The sequence below is a fragment of the Dyella sp. PARNA 12/25 genome (assembly GCF_055702865.1).
In genome coordinates this window covers 74440-92894 of record NZ_JBVQCI010000012.1, presented here as the reverse complement: position 1 = coordinate 92894, position 18455 = coordinate 74440, and the positions used below count along the sequence as shown (strand labels likewise).

14 protein-coding genes are annotated in these 18455 nt (G+C 62.6%); 3 read left to right on the top strand and 11 right to left on the bottom strand.

Features of this window, described 5'->3' with window-relative positions:
* Positions 1 to 88: 88 nt before the first annotated feature.
* From AC0GUR_RS18895 to AC0GUR_RS18845, 11 genes are all read right to left on the bottom strand, one after another.
* Positions 89 to 1549, bottom strand: a complete 1461-nt coding sequence (locus AC0GUR_RS18895) for an efflux transporter outer membrane subunit (RefSeq protein WP_472879054.1) — start codon at positions 1547 to 1549, stop codon at positions 89 to 91.
* Positions 1536 to 2738, bottom strand: a complete 1203-nt coding sequence (locus AC0GUR_RS18890) for an efflux RND transporter periplasmic adaptor subunit (protein ID WP_472879053.1) — start codon at positions 2736 to 2738, stop codon at positions 1536 to 1538. The genes AC0GUR_RS18895 and AC0GUR_RS18890 overlap by 14 nt, the downstream gene beginning before the upstream one ends.
* Positions 2731 to 5934 (bottom strand): efflux RND transporter permease subunit, encoded by a 3204-nt coding sequence (locus tag AC0GUR_RS18885; RefSeq protein ID WP_472879052.1) that lies wholly within the window; start codon positions 5932 to 5934, stop codon positions 2731 to 2733. The genes AC0GUR_RS18890 and AC0GUR_RS18885 overlap by 8 nt, the downstream gene beginning before the upstream one ends.
* A 113-nt stretch (positions 5935 to 6047) precedes the next feature.
* Entirely contained in the window at positions 6048 to 7478 is a 1431-nt protein-coding gene (locus tag AC0GUR_RS18880) for a sensor histidine kinase (protein ID WP_472879051.1), read from the bottom strand.
* On the bottom strand, positions 7475 to 8173 hold the full coding sequence (locus AC0GUR_RS18875) for a response regulator transcription factor (RefSeq protein WP_472879050.1): 699 nt from the start codon (positions 8171 to 8173) through the stop codon (positions 7475 to 7477). Before AC0GUR_RS18875 ends, AC0GUR_RS18880 begins: the two co-directional genes overlap by 4 nt.
* Before the next feature lie 108 nt (positions 8174 to 8281).
* A complete protein-coding gene (rpoH, locus tag AC0GUR_RS18870) occupies positions 8282 to 9139 on the bottom strand; it encodes an RNA polymerase sigma factor RpoH (RefSeq protein WP_472879049.1) in 858 nt (285 codons plus the stop codon).
* Between the two features lie 164 nt (positions 9140 to 9303).
* The gene (gene ung / locus AC0GUR_RS18865) at positions 9304 to 10026 is read right to left on the bottom strand and encodes a uracil-DNA glycosylase (RefSeq protein ID WP_472879048.1); all 723 of its coding nucleotides are present in this window, start codon (positions 10024 to 10026) and stop codon (positions 9304 to 9306) included.
* Entirely contained in the window at positions 10023 to 10865 is an 843-nt protein-coding gene (locus tag AC0GUR_RS18860; RefSeq protein ID WP_472879047.1) for a response regulator, read from the bottom strand. Before AC0GUR_RS18860 ends, ung begins: the two co-directional genes overlap by 4 nt.
* Before the next feature lie 150 nt (positions 10866 to 11015).
* Positions 11016 to 12002 (bottom strand): permease-like cell division protein FtsX, encoded by a 987-nt coding sequence (gene ftsX / locus AC0GUR_RS18855; RefSeq protein ID WP_472879046.1) that lies wholly within the window; start codon positions 12000 to 12002, stop codon positions 11016 to 11018.
* A complete protein-coding gene (gene ftsE, locus AC0GUR_RS18850) occupies positions 11999 to 12676 on the bottom strand; it encodes a cell division ATP-binding protein FtsE (protein WP_472879045.1) in 678 nt (225 codons plus the stop codon). Before ftsE ends, ftsX begins: the two co-directional genes overlap by 4 nt.
* 121 nt (positions 12677 to 12797) lie before the next feature.
* Positions 12798 to 14522, bottom strand: a complete 1725-nt coding sequence (locus AC0GUR_RS18845) for a DEAD/DEAH box helicase (RefSeq protein ID WP_472879044.1) — start codon at positions 14520 to 14522, stop codon at positions 12798 to 12800.
* A 457-nt stretch (positions 14523 to 14979) separates the two neighbouring features.
* Between AC0GUR_RS18845 and trxA the strand changes: the two genes are divergently transcribed.
* The 3 genes from trxA to AC0GUR_RS18830 all read left to right on the top strand — a co-directional run bounded on the left by trxA (position 14980) and on the right by AC0GUR_RS18830 (position 18388).
* The gene (gene trxA / locus AC0GUR_RS18840; RefSeq protein WP_472879043.1) at positions 14980 to 15306 is read left to right on the top strand and encodes a thioredoxin TrxA; all 327 of its coding nucleotides are present in this window, start codon (positions 14980 to 14982) and stop codon (positions 15304 to 15306) included.
* A gap of 153 nt (positions 15307 to 15459) precedes the next feature.
* A complete protein-coding gene (rho, locus tag AC0GUR_RS18835; protein WP_472879042.1) occupies positions 15460 to 17238 on the top strand; it encodes a transcription termination factor Rho in 1779 nt (592 codons plus the stop codon).
* A 70-nt stretch (positions 17239 to 17308) separates the two neighbouring features.
* A complete protein-coding gene (locus AC0GUR_RS18830) occupies positions 17309 to 18388 on the top strand; it encodes an acyltransferase family protein (protein ID WP_472879041.1) in 1080 nt (359 codons plus the stop codon).
* The last annotated feature ends 67 nt before the right edge of the window (positions 18389 to 18455 follow it).

Sequence of the window (18455 nt, the reverse complement as noted above, 5' to 3'; positions counted from 1 at the left end):
AGGTGGCAATGCCCCAGTCCCTGGGGGGAGAGGGAGAAGTGGCGTACAACAACACACACGTAAAGCTTAGAGGTAACGCCCCCAAGCATCACTTCATACCAACAGCCTTCGCCTCATCCGCCAACCGCTGCGGCGCAATATCATCCACTGCCCAACCACCACCCAACGCCCTCACCAACTGCACGCTCGCCCGCAGCTGATTCGTCTGCAGCGACAGCAGCCCAAGATGGGCATTCAACGAATCCACCTGCGCCGTCACTACGTCCAGGTAGCTATTCGCTCCTTGCTTGTACAACGCCAACGCTATTTTCAGCGTGCGATCCGACGCCGTGGTCGCGTCCTGCTGGTCCACCAACGCATTACCGTAATTGCTTAGCAGTGACTGGTTGTCTTCCACCTGCTGAAACGCCGTGAGCACCGTGCCGCGATAACGCGCACTCGCCTCATCGAACGCCGCATGCGCGGAAGCCACCTGCGCACGACGACGGCCGCCATCAAACACATTCATCAGCAAACTCGGACCCAACGCCCACATCGCGCTGGGTGCCGTCAACAAATTGCCCCACTTGCCACTCTCAAAGCCGCCGCCAGCACTCAGCGTGAGCGATGGAAAGAACGCGGAACGGGCCACGCCGATCTGCGCATTGGCTTCCGCCGTACGACGTTCGGCCGCTGCAATGTCGGGGCGACGCTCAAGCAGGGTTGATGGCAAGCCCACCGGGATCAACGGCAGGTTGGGTAAATCGACTTTCGGGTCCAGTGTGAAGCTGGACGCCGGCTCGCCAACCAGCACAGCGATACCATGCAACAGCAAATCGCGCTGCGCCTTGGTCTGTGACAACTGGGAACGCGTGGCAGACAACTGCGTTTGCGCACGATCCACATCAAGGCCGGACACCGCGCCACCTTGGTGCAAGGTCTTGGTGAGCTGCAGTGCACGCTGATACGCATCGACCGTCTTCTGCAGCAGATCGATCTGGCGATCGACACCCAGCAGTTGCAGGTAGCTGTCCGCCAGCGAAGCTTCCAGGCTCAGCCGCACCGATGCCAGATCCGCCGCAGACGCCTGCATCGAAGCGCGGCCTGCGGCCACGTTGTCGTGCACGCGACCCCACAGATCCACTTCGTACGAGGCCAGACCCGTGACCGAGTACTGGTTGTAGTACTCCGGCGAGGTGCCGCCATGGAGCGGCGCGTTCAAGGACTGACGCGTTCGCGCTGCACCCGCACTGGCCGACACCTGCGGAAACAGGTCCGCTCGCACCTGCGCCAGAAAATCACGCGACTGCTCATAGCTCGCGAACGCCGCAGCGAGGTCGGCGTTGTGGTCGATCAATTGCTGCTCGAGGTTATTCAGTCGCTCGTCCCCATACAGCTTCCACCAGCCTTCGCGCGGCAACTGATCGGAGGGCTGCGCGGTGGTCCATGGACCGGCAGGCTGATAGTGCTCAGCCACCGGCGCCTCCGGCGGCTTGTACGCAGGCGCCAGTGAGCAAGCGCTCAGCAACGAAGCAGCAATGAATGCGGCGAGGCTCTTAGGCTTTGTCATGGGGTTTCCCCGCCGGCTGCGGGTTCTTTGCAATACGCACCTCGTCGCCGTTGGCCAGACCATCGGGTGGATTGATGATCACGCGATCGCTGGGGGCGAGGCCTGAGCCGACTTCAATCGACTTGCCGTAGTCGCGACGGATGGTGACGGTCTTGAAGTGGACGCGATCACCCGTGTCCAGCGTGGCGACATGTAGCCCCTTGTCATCAAAGATCAGCGCCTCGGCCGGAACGCGCATGCCGAGCGATTCCGACGCGATATTGAAGCTGATGCTGGCATAGCTGCTCGGCAGCAATCGCCCATCGGGGTTATCGACAATCAGCTGCACCAGCGTTGTGCCGGAGGTCGGCGAGATGGCGCGTGCATCGGCTTCCACCTTCGCGGTGAACGTCTTGCCCGGGTACTCAGGCACCGTCAACGTCGCTGTATCACCACGATGGATGCTCGGCGCATACACCTGCGGCACCTGCACATAGGCGCGCAACTTGCTGGTGTCGGACACGGTGAACATGGGTGCCCCCGTGCCGTTGCTGTCGGCGGTGACAAGCGCGCCCACGTCGGTGTTGCGTGCAGTCACGCGACCATCGAAAGGCACCACGATGCGTGCATACGACTTGAGTGCTTTCAGGCGCTCCACATTCGCCTCGGCCGCGTTGGCCTGTGCCTGCTTGGCGGCGTAGTCGCCGTTGTACTGATCCACCGACTGCTGCGACACCGAGTCGGGGTCAGTCTGGTGCAGTACCTGCCAGCGCTTGGCGGTGGTCGCGGCCAGCGCTGCATTGGCCTTGGCGCTGGCCGCATCGGCTTGCGCCTGCAGCAGTTGCTGGTCCAGATCCGGCGTGTCGATGACAGCAAGCAGATCGCCCGCCTTCACTGGCGCGCCGATGTCCTTATTCCATGACTTCAGGTAGCCGCTGGTGCGCGCATAGATCGGTGCGTTGGTGAACGCGTCCAACTGTGCGGGCAACTCCAGCGGCGCCTTGCCGTCGGCGGACTCCGGTTCGGAAATGACCACCGTGGGAATGGCTTGTTCATCGGTCCATTGCCGGAGGCTGCGCGCCTCAGACACACGGATGGCGATACCGGCGACAACGACCGCGCCAGCCACCACTGCAGCGATGACGGCGGCCAGACGCAGGCGGCGTGGTGACGGCGTCGATTCGGGAAGTACAGTCAGGTGCTCAGACATGGGCAAGTTCTCCGGCATGGCCAGCCGAATCAGGCGCGTGCTTGTGCCGCGCATGCATGATGGAAAAGACGACGGGAACGAAGATTAACGTGGCCGTGGTGGCAAACAACAAGCCACCGATAACGGCGCGACCGAGCGGCGCGTTCTGCTCGCCGCCATCACCAAGGCCCAGCGCCATCGGCACCATGCCGATAATCATGGCCAACGCAGTCATCAATACCGGGCGGAAGCGTACGAAGCCCCCTTCACGCGCCGCCAGCACCGGGTCGCCGTGGAACGCCAGGCGCTCGCGGCAGAAGCTCACCACCAGCACCGAGTTGGCCGTGGCCACACCCATACACATGATGGCCCCTGTCAGTGCCGGCACTGATAGCGAGGTGTGCGTGACAAACAACATCCACACAATGCCTGCTAGCGCAGCGGGCAAGGCAGTGATGATCACGAACGGATCGGTCCACGACTGGAAGTTCACCACGATCAGCAGGTAAACGAGCACGCCCGAGCCAATCAGGCCGAACAGCAGACCGAAATAGGCATCGTGCATGGTCTGCACCTGACCCAACAGCGCCACCGTGGCGCCCTTTGGCTTGTCCTTCTCGGTATCGCTGAGGATCTGACGGATATCGTTCGCCACGGCACCGAGGTCACGACCCTGTGTAGTCGCAAAAATCTCCACCATCGACTGGATGTTGTACTGGCTGACGATGGTGTTGCGATGCGTACGCGTCAGGCCAGCGAGCGCACCCAGCACCTGCGCATTGCCACCGCTCTTGGAAGTGATCGGCAAGTTACTCAGCTGCGCCAGCGTTTCGAGCCGGTATTGCGGCACCTGCGCTGATATCGGATATGTCACGTTGTTGTCAGGATTGAGCCAATAGGTCGGCGCGACCTGAGCCGTACCCGAAAGGTCGGCAATAAGGCTGCTTGTCACGTCGCCCTCGGTCAGACCCAGCAACTGCGCGCGCGTGCGATCGACGTCGATACGAAACGCGGGTTGCGCCTGCGACTGCTGAAGTCGCGCATCGACCACCCCAGGAATCTGCCGGATCTTATTCAGCAGTTTGTTGGCGTACTCGAAGTTCTGATCGAGATGGAAGCCACGCACTTGCAGGTCGATCGGCGCCGGCGAACCGAAGTTCAGGATCTGGCTGACGATGTCCGCCGGCGGGAACGAGAATGTGGAACCCGGAAACTGGCGCGGCAGCTTTTCGCGCAGCGCTTTCACATAGTCAGCGCTGGCGTGGTGGCCTTCCTTGAGCGAGATCTGGATGTCGCCATCCTGCTCACCCACTTCGCCGGTGTTGTTGTAGATGGTGTTGATCGAGCTGGCATATTGACCAATGTTGTCGACCACCGCCTCCAGTTCATGCGGCGGAATCACCTGACGAATGGCCTTCTCGATATCAGCAAACTCCGCCGCCGTCACTTCGACGCGCGTGCCCACTGGTGCGCGAACGTGCACCAGGATCTGGCCGCCATCCACATCCGGGAAAAAGTTGCGCCCCAAGGCCGGCAACAGCAGGAACGACAGCACCACGAAGCTGAGGAAGCCCAGGACAAACACCTTGCGATGGTCCAGCGCCAGCTTCAGCAGGCCACTGTAGCCCGCTCGGAAGACTTCAAAGCGATCCACAAAGCCACGCTGAAAACGTCCCAGCGCGGACCTGGGCGGCGGCAGCGGAAGGTGCTGCCCATGCGCATCGACGGTCGGCGGGTGCTCACGTAGCAAGTACTTCGCCATCGTCAGCACGAGCGTACGCGACAGGATGAAGGAGAAGATCATTGCGAAGATCACCGCCTCCGCCATCGGCACGAACAGATAGCGCGCCACGCCCGGCAGGAAGAACATCGGCACGAACACGATGCAGATGCAGCACAGCGACACAAAGGCCGGCACGATGATCTGCGCCGAGCCGTCGACGATCGCGGTAATGACATCCTTGCCCTGCTCAAGATGCCAGTTGATGTTTTCGATGGTCACCGTGGCTTCGTCCACCAGGATGCCCACGGCAAGCGCCAGGCCGCCCAACGTCATGATGTTGAGCGTCTGCCCGATGGCCGACAGCGTAAACACTGAGCCCAACACGGCCAGCGGAATCGACGTGGTAATAATCAGGGTTGAACGCCAGCTCCCAAGGAACAGCAGGATCATCAAGCTGGTGAGTGCGGCAGCAATGATGCCTTCGCGTACCACGCCATCAATGGATGAGCGCACGAACAGCGATTGGTCACCGATGGGCGTCACCGTCAGGTTGTCCGGCAGCGCATCCTTCATCTGGGCGAGCTTGTCGCGCGCTCCGGCCACAATGGCCAGCGTCGAGGTGGAACCGTTCTTGAGGATGGACAGCAACGTGGAGCGCACGCCATCGACATGCACGATGTTGGTCTGCGGAGGGCTACCGTCGCGCACATGGGCCACATCGCGCACATAGATGGTGGTGCCATTGGCCATTTTCACCGGCAGGTCTTCCAGCTCCTGCACGCGAGTCGCGGCGTTGTTCAACTCCATCACGTATTCGTACTTGCCGATCTTCTGCGTGCCGATCGGGCTGATCTGCTGCTGATTGGCCAGCGCGTTGGCCACGTCCTGTGTGGACAGACCGCGCGCCTGCAGCGCCGCCGGATCCACATCCAGTTGGATCTGTCGCGTCTTGCCGCCGAACGGATAAGGAATGGCTGCACCCGGAACGGTCACCAGCTGCGGACGCAACAGGTTGAGGCCAAGGTCACCCAGCTGCTGCTCGCTCAGGCCCTTGCCCGAGAGCGCCAGCTGCAGAATGGGCACCGTGGATGCGTTGTAGTTGACGATCAACGGTGGCGTGGCGCCCGCAGGCATCTGCTTGAGCAGCGTCTGCGCCACCGCGGTTACCTGGGCGTTGGCCACGGCGATGTTCACGCCCGGCTGGAAGAAGATCTTGGTGATGCCCATGCCATTGATCGACTCCGACTCGATGTGCTCGATGTCGTTGACGGTCGTGGTGAGCACGCGCTCGAACGGCGTGTTCATGCGTCCGGCCATCTGGTCGGGCGTCATGCCGGTGAACTGCCAGGACACCGCGATCACCGGAATATTGATCTCCGGAAAAATGTCGGTGGGCGTGCGTACTGCAGCCATCACGCCAAAAATGAAAATGGCGAGGGCGAGGACAATAAAGGTGTAGGGCCGCGTGAGCGCGATCCGGACGATGCCAAGCATGCGGGGGATTTCCGTGCGCGAATGATGCGTCGCGGCAAATTTTCGCATGCACCCCATGCGCGCGGATCACCCGCGCGCATGAAGATAATTTCATGTTCCCGCTAACGCAGCGGTTAGACGATGGCGGGCGTGACTTCTGGCACAGAGCGCGCCAAACACGTTCCCGGTTTCTCACCCGGCGCGAGCGCATAGCAATACAGCGTGAGACGCGCGCCGCTGCTGGCTTCGCCGATATCCAGCGCGTAGCCGTGCAAGCGCACGATCGCACTGACAATGCTCAGGCCCAAACCCGAGCCGGGCGTCGTGCGACTGTTGTCGCCACGATAGAAGCGGCGTGTCACCGCCTCACGCTCATCAGCTGGGATACCCGGCCCGTTGTCGACGATGTCGATGCGCGGCCCGCGCTTGTCCATGCTGGCGCGCAAGCTCACTGTGCCACCGGCCGGGGTGAACTTGATGGCATTGCCGACCAGATTGGCCAACGCCTCGAACAACAGATGCGCATCGGCACGAACGGGTGACAACGGCTGGACGTCCAGTTCAAACGGCTGGTCGCGATCTTCCGCCACCGGCGCGTAAAAATCGTGCACTTGACGCAGGATCTGGCCGACATCCACTTCATCGAAACAGGCAGCGCGATTGCGGTCTTCCAACTCGGACACGCGCAGCAAAGCGCGGAAGCGCGTGAGCACTTCATCGATATCGATCAGGCAGGACTCGACCAAGGCCTCTTCGGGCTGGCCTTCCAATTGGTGTTGCGTGCGATATAGGCGTGCGCGCAGGCGGGTGAGCGGTGTACGCAGGTCGTGGGCGATGTTGTCGCTCACGCCTTTTACCTCATTCATCAGGCGCTCGATCTCGCCCAACATCGTGTTCACGATGCCGGCCAGCTGATCGACCTCGTCACCACGTCGGCTTACCGGCAGACGCTTGGAAAGATCACCCTGACGAATCGGCTCGGTAGCCAGCTGCAGTTCGCGAAGCCGCTTTTCCGGTCCACGACGCAACAAGAAGCCGCCTAGCAAACCAGGAATGATGGTGAGCGAAATACCCCATAGCAATGCGCGACGGATGATGGCGCCAATACCATCGACGGTGCTGATGTCCTTGGCGATCACCAAGATGTCGCCATTGGGAAGCTTCGTCGCCAGGCCACGCGCACGCACGCGCTCGGCGTCACGATCCGGACGCGGCAGGCCGTGCTGTAGCAAATGCACCTGGCCATCCTGCGGCAACGACATCGGCAGGCGGTCGATATTGCCTGCCACCGGCCGATGTTGCGGATCGAACAGACCTACCGACATGATCCCATGCGGATCGATGGCCGCCGCTGCCTCCACGGTTGCCGTCAGGCGCTCCGCGTCGGTCGACGCTATGTAGTGCATGCGCTGCTGCAATATCTGATCAATGACTTTGTTGAGGTAATGCGTGGTTTCCCACTGGATCACCCCAACCAGTACCGAACCCCAAAGCGTGAACAGCGCACCATAGATCAGGATCAGGCGCGATGCCGCCGAGTGCCAGGCGTTTGGACGTCCGTTCATGACACCACCGCCACTGTTTCTCGGTCGGCCGCGAGCATGTAGCCGGTACCGCGCACGGTGTGAATAAGCACCACCTGGCCACCGCCATCGATCTTGCGGCGCAGACGCGCGATATGCACATCGATCACATTGGTACCGGGATCGAAGTGAAAGCCCCACACGGTCTCGAAAATCATGCTGCGCGTCAGTACCTGGCCGGAGTTGCGCATCAGGAATTCGAGCAGTCGGTATTCCGTGGGCAACAGGGTAAGTGGCTGGCCATTGCGATAGGCGACGTGGCTCACCAGATCCAGTTCCAGATCGGCCACGCGCAAGCGCTGCGCGCCTTGCGGTTGGCGGCGGCGCAACAGCACTTCTGCGCGCGCGGCCATTTCATCGGGTGCAAACGGTTTGGTCAGGTAGTCATCGCCCCCGGCGCGCAGGCCGCGCACGCGTTCATCCACATCGCTCAAGGCGCTGATCATCAGCACGGGCGTGTCGATGCTGGCACGGCGCATTTCCGCAACCACGTCGATGCCGTCCATACCGGGCAGCATGCGGTCCAGCGTCACCAGGTCGTAGTCGCGCTGTGTTGCGTGGGCGAGACCTTCTCGACCGTTGGCGACCCAGTCGGCCACCATGCCGTGCACGCTCAACTCGGCGACAATTTCTCGCGCCGTGGTTTCGTCGTCTTCGATGACCAGCACTCGGGGCATAGCGGTAGGCTGTGTAAATCCGGTCCAATGGGTACGGAAGCTGCCCTGTCTCCGCATAGCCAAACGGCCCCGGAAGGGGCCGTTGGCATGTTACGCCGATCGTAAAGCTTACGCGGCGAAGAGGCTGCGCATCTTCTTCATGGCGTTGGCTTCGACCTGACGGATGCGCTCGGCGGAGACGCCGTATTCATCGGCCAGGTCCTGCAGCGTGGCCTTTTCTTCGTTCAGCCAGCGGCGCTGGATGATGTCGCGCGAGCGCTCGTCCAACTTCTGCAGCGCGGTCGAAAGCGTATCGAGCTGGTTGTCTGCCTGGTCGGCGTCGGCCACGTTGTCGTACGGGTCCGCGCCGTCGTCGATCAGGAACGCTTCCGGTGCCGGCTTGGCATCTTCATCGGCATCCGCCGGGGCTTCGAAGCCGATGTCACGGCCCGACAGGCGCGATTCCATCTCGCGCACGGTCGCTTCCGGCACACCCAGATCCTTCGCCACGGTGCGCACTTCCTCGGCATTCATCCAACCCAGGCGCTTCTTGCTCTTGCGCAGGTTGAAGAACAGCTTGCGCTGCGCCTTGGTAGTGGCAACCTTGACGATGCGCCAGTTACGCAGGATGAACTCGTGCATCTCGGCACGGATCCAATGCACCGCGAAGCTGACCAGACGCACGCCCTGGTCCGGATCGAAGCGCTTCACGGCCTTCATCAGGCCAATGTTGCCTTCCTGGATCAGGTCAGCCATCTGCAGGCCGTAGCCGCTGTAACCGCGTGCCACGTGCACCACGAAACGCAGGTGAGACATCACCAGCTGGCGGGCCGATTCCAGGTCTTCCTTTTCGTTGTAGCGGCGCGACAGCGCCTGCTCTTCGTCCTGGCTGAGCACCGGGATCCGATGGACCGCCGAAATATAGGCATCCAGACTGCCGACGACACTCGGCACCGGCAGGTTGGCGGTCACCAAAGCTTGAGACATGGATGGAACCTCCTGAATAGGGGATCAGCTTAGCACTCGGGTATGGAGAGTGCTAAAGGCCCCGAAAGGTTCCGGGACCTTTGATGAACTGAATAGTACAGGAAATTGGGACGCCCGTCCAGTGGGGCATCCCAGGGGAGGCCTCACTATGCCGGCCAGGCGGTTCAGGGGCCGTGAAAAGCCCGTTCAGCCAGCTCGGCGCGCATCGGCAGTGACCAGTCGATGGGGGCCACTCCGCGGCCTTCCAGGTATTGATTGGCCGCCGAGAAGTGCCCGCAGCCGATAAAACCCCGGTGCGCTGATAGAGGAGATGGGTGCACGGACCGCAGAACGCAATGGCGTTGACTGTCGATCAGTTGGCCCTTCTTCTGGGCGTATGAGCCCCAGAGCATGAAGACCAGCCCCTCCCGCTCCCGGTTGAGCGCGTCGATGGCGGCATCAGTGAAACCTTCCCAACCCTTGCCCTGATGCGAGGCCGCCATGCTTTGCTGCACGGTCAGCACAGCATTGAGCAGCAGCACACCCCGGTCGGCCCAGGGAGTCAGGCAACCGTGGTCCGGCGCCCGGAATCCGAGGTCCCTGTGGATTTCCTTGAAGATGTTCTGCAACGACGGCGGCGTTTGAACGCCTGGCCGTACCGAGAAGCACAAGCCGTGGGCTTGATTGGGCCCGTGATACGGGTCTTGGCCAAGGATCACCACGCGCACCGCATCGAACGGGGTGTGATCAAAAGCGGCGAAGATCTCCGGCCCAGGTGGATAGATCACCTTGCCCGCCTGTTTCTCATGCCGCAGGAACTCGCCTAACGTTTGCATGTCGGGTCGCGCCAGGTAATCACCCATACGCGCCTTCCATGAAGGCTCGAGTTTCACTCGATCTTCGGTCATGCCGCCTCGTCGTGTACACGCTGATGCTGCGACACACGCAACTGGAACAGCAGCTTGGTCATCAGCAGTTTTTCCTCAATGGGTTTTTCGACCAGGTCGTTGGCGCCGGCGCGCAACAGTGCAGCCTGGTTGACCGGATTCTCATCGCCCGTCATCACCAGCACGGGTAAGCGGCCCTTGCCGTAGTCGTATTCACGGCGAATGCGCTCCAGCAGGTCACCGCCGGTGAGCTCGCCTTTCAGGCTGACGTCGGTAAGGACGATGTCCGCACCGACCTTGCCCTCGTCCTTCGCCTTGTCCAGCAGCACGAGCGCGTCCTCGACGCTGACCACGTGATGCACGGTAAGGCCGTGCTTTTCCAGAATGCGGCGAGTGGCCAGCGCCACCACGCGGCTGTCTTCCACGTAAAGCACTTCCCCTTCGGCCGATTCCGCCGGGCGCACATAGCCACGGATGAATTCCGCCAACGCCTGAAAACCCAGCGACTTGTCGAAATAGTCGGTGACGTGTTCGCCCAGCGTACGGCTGTGCAGGCGACCATCCACGTCGCCCGACACCACCACGATGGGCACGTACGCCTGCGCAGCCGATTCACGCACATGGCGCGCCAGCTCCAGCCCATCCATGTCGGGCAGGCGCAATGCAATGGTGATGAAGTCGAACGCGCCGGTATCGAGCAGCTCCTTCGCTTCCTCACCGCTGCCCGCTCCCACGGGCTCGGCGTCCGGCAGCTCGGCCTTCAGCACCCGCGTAATCAGCTGGCGCACCACCTTGGAGCCGTCCACCACCAGCACTCTGGGTGCTGTTCCTACCGCTCGACTGCTGAAACTCGCACTCATCCCCTGGTCACTCACGTGTTGGCCGGCATTCCGTTCCGGCGGCGTATCCGGTGCAACCTCCCCGCACCGTGTTTCCATTGGCCGGCAGCATGCACCAGCTACCCCACCCTCTCATGACACCTACGCCCGGGGCGTGAGCCGGCGCACGGTTCACGCCGCCTTGCGCAGCTGCCAGGCACTGACCAGGCGCGCGCCCAGCCAACCCAGGAAAGCCGCTGCTACCGGCACCGAGGCCAGCAGCCAGGGGGGAAGCACCTCAATCTGCAACTTGCCGGCATAGGCCTGGCCCAGCTTGGCCACCGGCTCGGCCAGCGCCAGCTCCACCAATACCGCAAAGCCCGCCGCCAGCACACCAGCGAACAAGCCGTACCAGATGCCGGCATAAAGATAAGGGCGACGCACGAAGGCGCGGCTGGCGCCCACCAGCATCAGCACGCCAATTTCTTCGCTACGGCTGGCGATATCCACTCGCACGGTGTTACCCACCACCAGCAGCACGGCAACGGCGAGCAGTGCGGCCAGAATCAGCACAGCACGCTGGCCCACGCCAAGCAACGCTTCCAGGCGCTGACGCCAGGTGCCGCTGTCCTGCACCTGATCTACGCCCTGGACGCCGCGCATGTCGGCCACCAAGCGCTCGACGCCGTCGGCATTCACTTCGGACTTGGGCAGCACTTCGAGCACATAAGGCAGCGGGTTGGTGTCCAGCGTGTGCAGCGCACCGGAAAAGCCCTGCATCTTGGCAAGCTCATCCATGCCTTGATCCGGACTCTTCACCTTCACCGATGCGACATCGGTGCGATCGCGCAGCTTCTTCGCCATCAGATCGGCCGATGATCCGCTCTGTCCCGGCTGCAGAAAAACGCTGACCGTCTGGTTCTGACCCAGCGCCTCGCCCATCTTCTGCACATTGCCCAGCAACAGATAAAAGGTGAGCGGCAGCGCCAGTGCGATAGCCATGACGGCCACGGTGAGCAGCGTGCCAATGGGGCGAGACATCAGGCGGCGCAGACTCGCGGCAGCGCTCCAGCCGTGGTGTTCGCGCCAGCTGGCCACCGGCCGGGCACGCGTACGGACACCACGCGACTGATCGGAAAGCAGCGGGCTTTCCATCGGGAACTCGGGTTGCGTACTCACAGCACCTCCTGCGCCGCCACGTCAGCCACCAGGCGGCCATGGTCGAGCACGACGACTCGCTTCTTCATGCGCTTGATCAACGGCAGGTCGTGGCTGGCGATGAGCACCGTGGTGCCTACCTGCTGGAATTCGGCAAACAAGCTCATGATCTCCACGGCAAGCGTGGGGTCGAGATTGCCGGTCGGCTCATCGGCGATCAGCAGCGTTGGCTTGGCCACGATGGCGCGGGCGATACCCACGCGCTGCTGCTCACCGGCAGACAGGGTGGCGGGCAGTTGCCGCTCATAGGCGAGCAGGCCGACTTTCTCCAGCGCTGCGCGCACCCGTTTGCTACGTTCGTTGGGCGCCATGCCGCCGATCATCAGCGGCAGCTCGACATTGGCGAACACGGTGCGATCCATCAGCAGGCGATGATCCTGGAACACCATGCCGAGCCGGCGACGCAATTTGGGGATGCCACCGCGGCCGATCTTGGCCATGTTCTGGCCATCAAGCGTGATCACGCCATGCGACGGCCGCTCGATCAGACCGAGCAGCTTGAGCAAGGTGCTCTTGCCGGCACCGGAGTGCCCCGTGATAAAGGCCATCTCGCCCGCAGCCACTTCAAAAGAGAGCTGCGACAAGGCCTCATGACCACCTTCATAGCGCTTGCTGACTTGGTCGAAGCGGATCACCACATGTCCCCTGGAGCTGATGCCGCCAAGGATAAGGGAACCGCGCGTGAAGGTCAGGCGCTTTGTGTCGTCAGGCTGCCGTGGGTTCAGCCCACGACAGCCTAAGGTAAGTACGAACGGCTCAGCGGCCGGTGAAGAAGCGACTCAGTCGGCGGAAGAAACCCACCTTCTGTGGTGCGGCCTGCTCGGCCGGCTTGCCCGAGGTAATCGCCACATGGCGAGACGGACGCGAGTGATTGTTCTCCGCACCACCCCGCTCACGCGACGGGCGATGATCCCCACGCGGCGCCCGGTTGGCATCGCCATTGCCGTTTGCAGCGGTGTCCATGGCCGGCGCATCACCTTCGCGGCGGCGGTTGCGGCCACCGCGCCGGCGCCGACGCTTGCGCGCCACGCCTTCCGCGGATTCGCTCGACTCCGGCGCAGTGGCCGGCGCAGCAACCGCCGATACGGCAGCACTTTCTTCGGCGCCACCCTCGACGCGCGGCTTGCGCGGTTCACGCGGCTTGTCGCTACGCGAACGCTCGCCATCGCGGCCACGGCTGCGGGAACCGCTACGCGGACCGCTGCGCGAAGAGCCCTCGCGCTCGCGCGACTCGACCTTGTCGCCGAACGCGGCGCTGTCGGCAGCGGCATCGGCGATGTACTGAGCATCCTGCTCGCGCGGCTGCGGCATCACCAGCATGTCCGGCTCAATGCTCGCCACCGGGATGCGCTGGCCGATATACGTTTCGATATCCGGCAAGGACATCGCATAGAGGTCGCAGGCGAAGCTGATCGCGTCGCCTTCGGCGCCCAGGCGCGCGGTACGACCGATGCGGTGCACGTAGTCTTCGGCGTCCTGCGGCAGGTCGTAGTTGAACACGTGGCTCACGGCCGGGATGTGCAGACCGCGAGCAGCCACGTCGGTGCACACCAGCATGTCGAGCTGGCCTTCCTGGAAACGCTGCAACAGCTTCTGGCGCTTCAGCTGCGGCACGTCGCCCGACAGCGCGCCCACACGGTAGCCCTGACGCTTCACGCGATCGGTGATGCGCTCGGCAGCTGCCTTGGTGTTGACGAAGATGATGCTGCGCGTCGGCTTGGTGCGCTCAAGCAGGTTGAGCAGCAGCGGCATCTTCTCTTCCTTGGCCGGGAAGTAGACCACCTGGCGCACGCGGTCGGCGGTGACGTTCTCCGTCTCCACTTCCAGCTTTTCGGCGTTGTGCATGTGCTCGTAGGCGAGCTCCAGCACGCGATGGCTCAGCGTGGCGGAGAACAGCAGCACCTGGCGCTGCTCGCGCGCTGGCAGGCGGCGGAAGATGAAGCGCACGTCCTTGATGAAGCCGAGGTCGAACATGCGGTCCGCCTCGTCGATCACCATCACTTCGACGGCGTCCAGGCTGAACACGTGCTGCTTGAAGTAGTCCAGCAGGCGGCCCGGCGTGGCGATGATGATGTCGCAGCCGTCCTTGAGCTGCTGGCGCTGCTTGTCGTAATCGACGCCACCGTAGATCAGCGCGGTGCGCAGGCCGGTGTGGCGACCGATGGACTTGGCGTCCTTCTCGATCTGGATGGCCAGCTCGCGGGTCGGTGCGATCACCAGCGCGCGCGGGTCGCTGTCCTTGCGCTCAGCCACGGCCGGCGTGGTCAGCAGGCGATTCATCATCGCCACCAGGAAGGCGCACGTCTTTCCGGTGCCGGTCTGGGCCTGGCCAGCGACGTCGCGACCCGTCAGCGCGACCGGCAGGGTCAGCGCCTGGATCGGCGTGCATCGCGTGAAGCCGGCCTCGTCGAGACCTTTCTGCAGCAGCGGGTGGAGATCGAAGTTGGTGAAAAAAGTATCAGTGAGTACGGTTTGTGACATTGCTTATATGAGAACGCTGGTCAGGCGGCGCCCAGAGGCGACCGCCTGGCTCCTTGCCGATGAGACGCTACAAGGAACAGGTGGATAGTCGACGCGACCGGAGCGCGTGGCGACAGGCGGAATCCTCTAACGGGATCTCGCGTGCCTGCGACACGTGCTGTGGCTGGCGCCGGAGGGAGCGGCGGTGTCCGACAGCTCCGCTGGCATAGGTAAAAGGACTATGGGTGCTAACACCCTGTTCCTCAAGGAAAACCCTTTTACCTATGTCAACGGAACCGTGCGTGGCCGCCCTTGAATCGCTTGAATCGTGCCCCGAGTTACGTTGGAATGGAGGCCTGCCGCAACGGCACCAGCCATCCTTATCCGGTACGACCCCGCGCTTCATGGGCGCCCCAGTGTAGCCGATGCTGGGCGCGCGGTCGTGAAACCCTTTACCCGCCTACCTTCGGAGACCCCGGTGAGCGATCTGATTACCCATGTGAGCGATGACGCCTTCGAACAGGAAGTGCTGAACTCCGATACCCCGGTGCTGCTGGACTTCTGGGCTGAATGGTGTGGCCCGTGCAAGGCCATCGCCCCGATCCTCGACGAGCTGGCCCAGCAGTATCACGGCAAGCTGCGCATCGCCAAGATCAATATCGACCACAATCAGAAGACGCCGCGTACCTACGGCGTGCGTGGCATCCCCACGCTGATGGTGTTCAAGAACGGCAAGGTCGAAGCGACCCAGATCGGCGCCGTGAGCAAGGGCCAGCTAGCCCAGATGATCGACAAGGCCATCTAAGTTTTTTATGCATTTTGCCCACTGCGGCGCTTTACGGCGCCGCAGATCGGGTGCTAGATTTCAGTTGTCCGTCGGGACTGTCCTGTCCCCCGCGCCGTCCGCGCAACACACCTTCCCTCCTGTTTCTCAACGGCGCCCCGCAGAGGTTTGCCCGTGTCTGATATCGAAAGCAAAGAAACCAACGACGCCAAGAGCGCCGACGCCAAACCTGTGGCTGAAACCCGCACTCGCGCACCACGCCGATCTTCTGCCGCTGCTGCTGCAGCCGCCGAGGCCAAGGCTGAGAAGCAGGCGCAGTTCGACATGCCGCCGCTGCCTCCTGTCGAGCGTGCTGAGCGCACCGAACGTGCCGAACGTGCAGAGCGCGTCGCACCTCCGGCTGAGCCACCCGCACCTGCTCCCGCACCTTCCGCCGATGCCGCCCCACAGGGTGACGGTGGTCAGCGTCCGCAGCAGGAGGCCCGCGAGGGTGGCCAACAAGGTGGCGGCAACCAGGGTCAGGGCGGCTTCAACCGCAATGACCGCAATGATCGTGACGGCCGCGGCCGTCGCCGCCGCCATGAGCGCAATCAGCAGCGTGGTCAAGGTGGTGGTGGTCAGCAGCACCCGCGCAACAACAATGGCCTGCCTGTAGACGACGAATACGCCGATGCCGGCAGCAACGATCGCCTGATCAATCTCACCGAGCTCAAGCGCAAGAACGCGATCCAGCTGGTGGAGTTCGCCGAGTCGCTCGGCATCCAGGAAGGCGTCGCCCGGGCCCGCAAGCAGGACGTGATCTTCTCGATCCTGAAGGCGCATGCCCGCTCTGGCGGTGGCATCTGGGCCGAGGGCGTGCTGGAAATCCTGCAGGATGGCTTCGGCTTCCTGCGCTCGGCTGACGAGTCCTACCTGGCCGGCCCGGACGACATCTACGTCTCGCCCAGCCAGATCCGCCGCTTCAATCTGCGCACCGGCGACTACATCACCGGGCGCGTGCGCCATCCGAAGGAAGGCGAGCGTTACTTCGCGATGCTCAAGGTCGACGACATCAACGGCGATCCGCCGGAGGCGTCGAAGAACAAGATGCTGTTCGAGAACCTGACGCCGCTGTTCCCGCGCAAGGCGTTCAAGCTCGAGCGTGGCAACGGCTCCACCGAAGACATCACCGGTCGCATCCTGGACCTGGTGGCACCGGTGGGTCGCGGCCAGCGTGGCCTTATCGTCTCCCAGCCGAAGTCCGGTAAGACGATGATGCTGCAGAACGTGGCGCAGGCGATCCAGTACAACCATCCGGACGTCCATCTGATCATGCTGTTGATCGATGAGCGCCCGGAAGAAGTGACGGAAATCGCCCGCACCGTGCGTGCGGAAGTGATCTCCTCGACCTTCGACGAGCCGGCCGTGCGCCACGTGCAGGTGGCCGAAATGGTGATCGAGCGCGCCAAGCGCCTGGTCGAGCACAAGAAGGACGTGGTGATCCTGCTCGACTCCATCACCCGCCTCGCTCGTGCCTACAACACCGTGGTGCCGAGCTCCGGCAAAGTGCTCACCGGTGGTGTGGATGCCAACGCGCTGCAGCGTCCGAAGCGTTTCTTCGGTGCGGCACGTAACGTGGAAGAAGGCGGCAGCCTGACCATCATCGCCACCGCGCTGACCGACACCGGCAGCAAGATGGACGAGGTGATCTACGAAGAGTTCAAGGGCACCGGCAACATGGAAGTGCACCTGTCCCGCCGCATCTCCGAGAAGCGCGTGTACCCGGCCATCGACATCAATCGCTCCGGCACCCGCCGCGAGGACCTGCTGATCGAGCCGGACCTGCTCTCCAAGATCTGGATCCTGCGCAAGCTGCTGCATCCGATGGACGAGCTCGCCGCGATGGAGTTCATGCTCGACAAGATGAAGAACACCAAGTCGAACGACGAGTTCTTCAACTCGATGAAGCGCTGATAGAAAGGGCCGGTCATACCGGCCCTTTTCATATGTCCGTCCTTATCCTGGCCAGCGGCAAGAGGTTTGCTTGAAATCCCCACAGGGACGTTTATCGATAGCGACGGACGCCTCGCCACCGTCCGGTAAGCACAGCAACAACTACGATGGATTGCGCCTTGTAGCAGCCCTGATGGTGTTGATCTCCCATCAGTTCGTGTTGCTCTCCATGCCTGAGCCCGCGCTCGGCGGATTGACGCTCGGCAGCATCGCGGTGGCCATGTTCTTTGTGATGAGCGGCTACCTGGTGACGGCAAGCTGGTATCACGACCCGCATCTCATGCGTTTCGCCATGCGTCGCTTTCTGCGCATCTGGCCTGCGTTGGCAGTTGCCACGCTGTTCTTTGCGTTAGCCAGCGCCGCCATCACCTCATGGACCCTGCACGACTATTTGGGTCACGGCATACGCAGGTTCATTACCTTCAACCTGCAATTGCGGCCTATTTACTCATTGCCGGGTGTATTCACTAGCGCCTCGCCTGATCCTGCCCTTTCCGCCGTCAATGGCAGCTGGTGGACCATTCCCGTTGAAGCCAAATGCTATGCCTACGTCGCTGTGCTTGGCGCCATCGGCATGCGGCGGCGAGTGTTCTCTCTGCTTGCGCTAATAGCTGTTGCCGTCATGTACACACGGACGTTGCCAGGTCATCCGATGGCCAACGGCTTCGACAACTTTTGCTACTTCTACAGTGCATTTTTCTTTATCGGCGTGTGCGCTCGGCAGTTCCCCTCGGAAATCCGCCGTTTTCGCTGGCCACTGCTCGGCGCCGGCGTGGCTTGCGTCATCATCGGCGTGCTGACGCGGCAGGCTCCACTGATCGCCTGGGCCATCATGTCGCCGCTCACGCTGTGGCTTGGTGCCAAAAGCACACCGGGTCTCCGCTCAGCGGCCCGGTTCGGCGACCTTTCCTACGGCATTTATCTGTATGCCTTCTTTGTGCAGCAGCTGAGCGTACGCTTTTGGCCAGCCGTCCCGACCTACAGCACGACAACCGCTGTCGCGCTCATCGGCACGGTGCTGCTTGCCTGGGTTTCCTGGCATACCGTGGAGGCACCGGCACTGGCGCTCAAGAGCCGTCTCCGTCATTGGTTTCCGGATGCCACGCCCTGATGATCGATACAGGGCCTTTGCGCTATGAAGCGCTGACGACCCGAAACGCTTTCGCCAAGGCCGCCCT

What these genes read in the sequence shown, in the direction of transcription:
- AC0GUR_RS18860 (WP_472879047.1), bottom strand. Translation starts at nt 10,865, where the DNA reads ATGAGTGCGAGTTTCAGCAGTCGAGCGGTAGGAACAGCACCCAGAGTG.
- AC0GUR_RS18880 (WP_472879051.1), bottom strand. Translation starts at nt 7,478, where the DNA reads ATGAACGGACGTCCAAACGCCTGGCACTCGGCGGCATCGCGCCTGATC.
- ung (WP_472879048.1), bottom strand. Translation starts at nt 10,026, where the DNA reads ATGACCGAAGATCGAGTGAAACTCGAGCCTTCATGGAAGGCGCGTATG.
- rpoH (WP_472879049.1), bottom strand. Translation starts at nt 9,139, where the DNA reads ATGTCTCAAGCTTTGGTGACCGCCAACCTGCCGGTGCCGAGTGTCGTC.
- AC0GUR_RS18885 (WP_472879052.1), bottom strand. Translation starts at nt 5,934, where the DNA reads ATGCTTGGCATCGTCCGGATCGCGCTCACGCGGCCCTACACCTTTATT.
- AC0GUR_RS18895 (WP_472879054.1), bottom strand. Translation starts at nt 1,549, where the DNA reads ATGACAAAGCCTAAGAGCCTCGCCGCATTCATTGCTGCTTCGTTGCTG.
- AC0GUR_RS18890 (WP_472879053.1), bottom strand. Translation starts at nt 2,738, where the DNA reads ATGTCTGAGCACCTGACTGTACTTCCCGAATCGACGCCGTCACCACGC.
- AC0GUR_RS18845 (WP_472879044.1), bottom strand. Translation starts at nt 14,522, where the DNA reads ATGTCACAAACCGTACTCACTGATACTTTTTTCACCAACTTCGATCTC.
- AC0GUR_RS18875 (WP_472879050.1), bottom strand. Translation starts at nt 8,173, where the DNA reads ATGCCCCGAGTGCTGGTCATCGAAGACGACGAAACCACGGCGCGAGAA.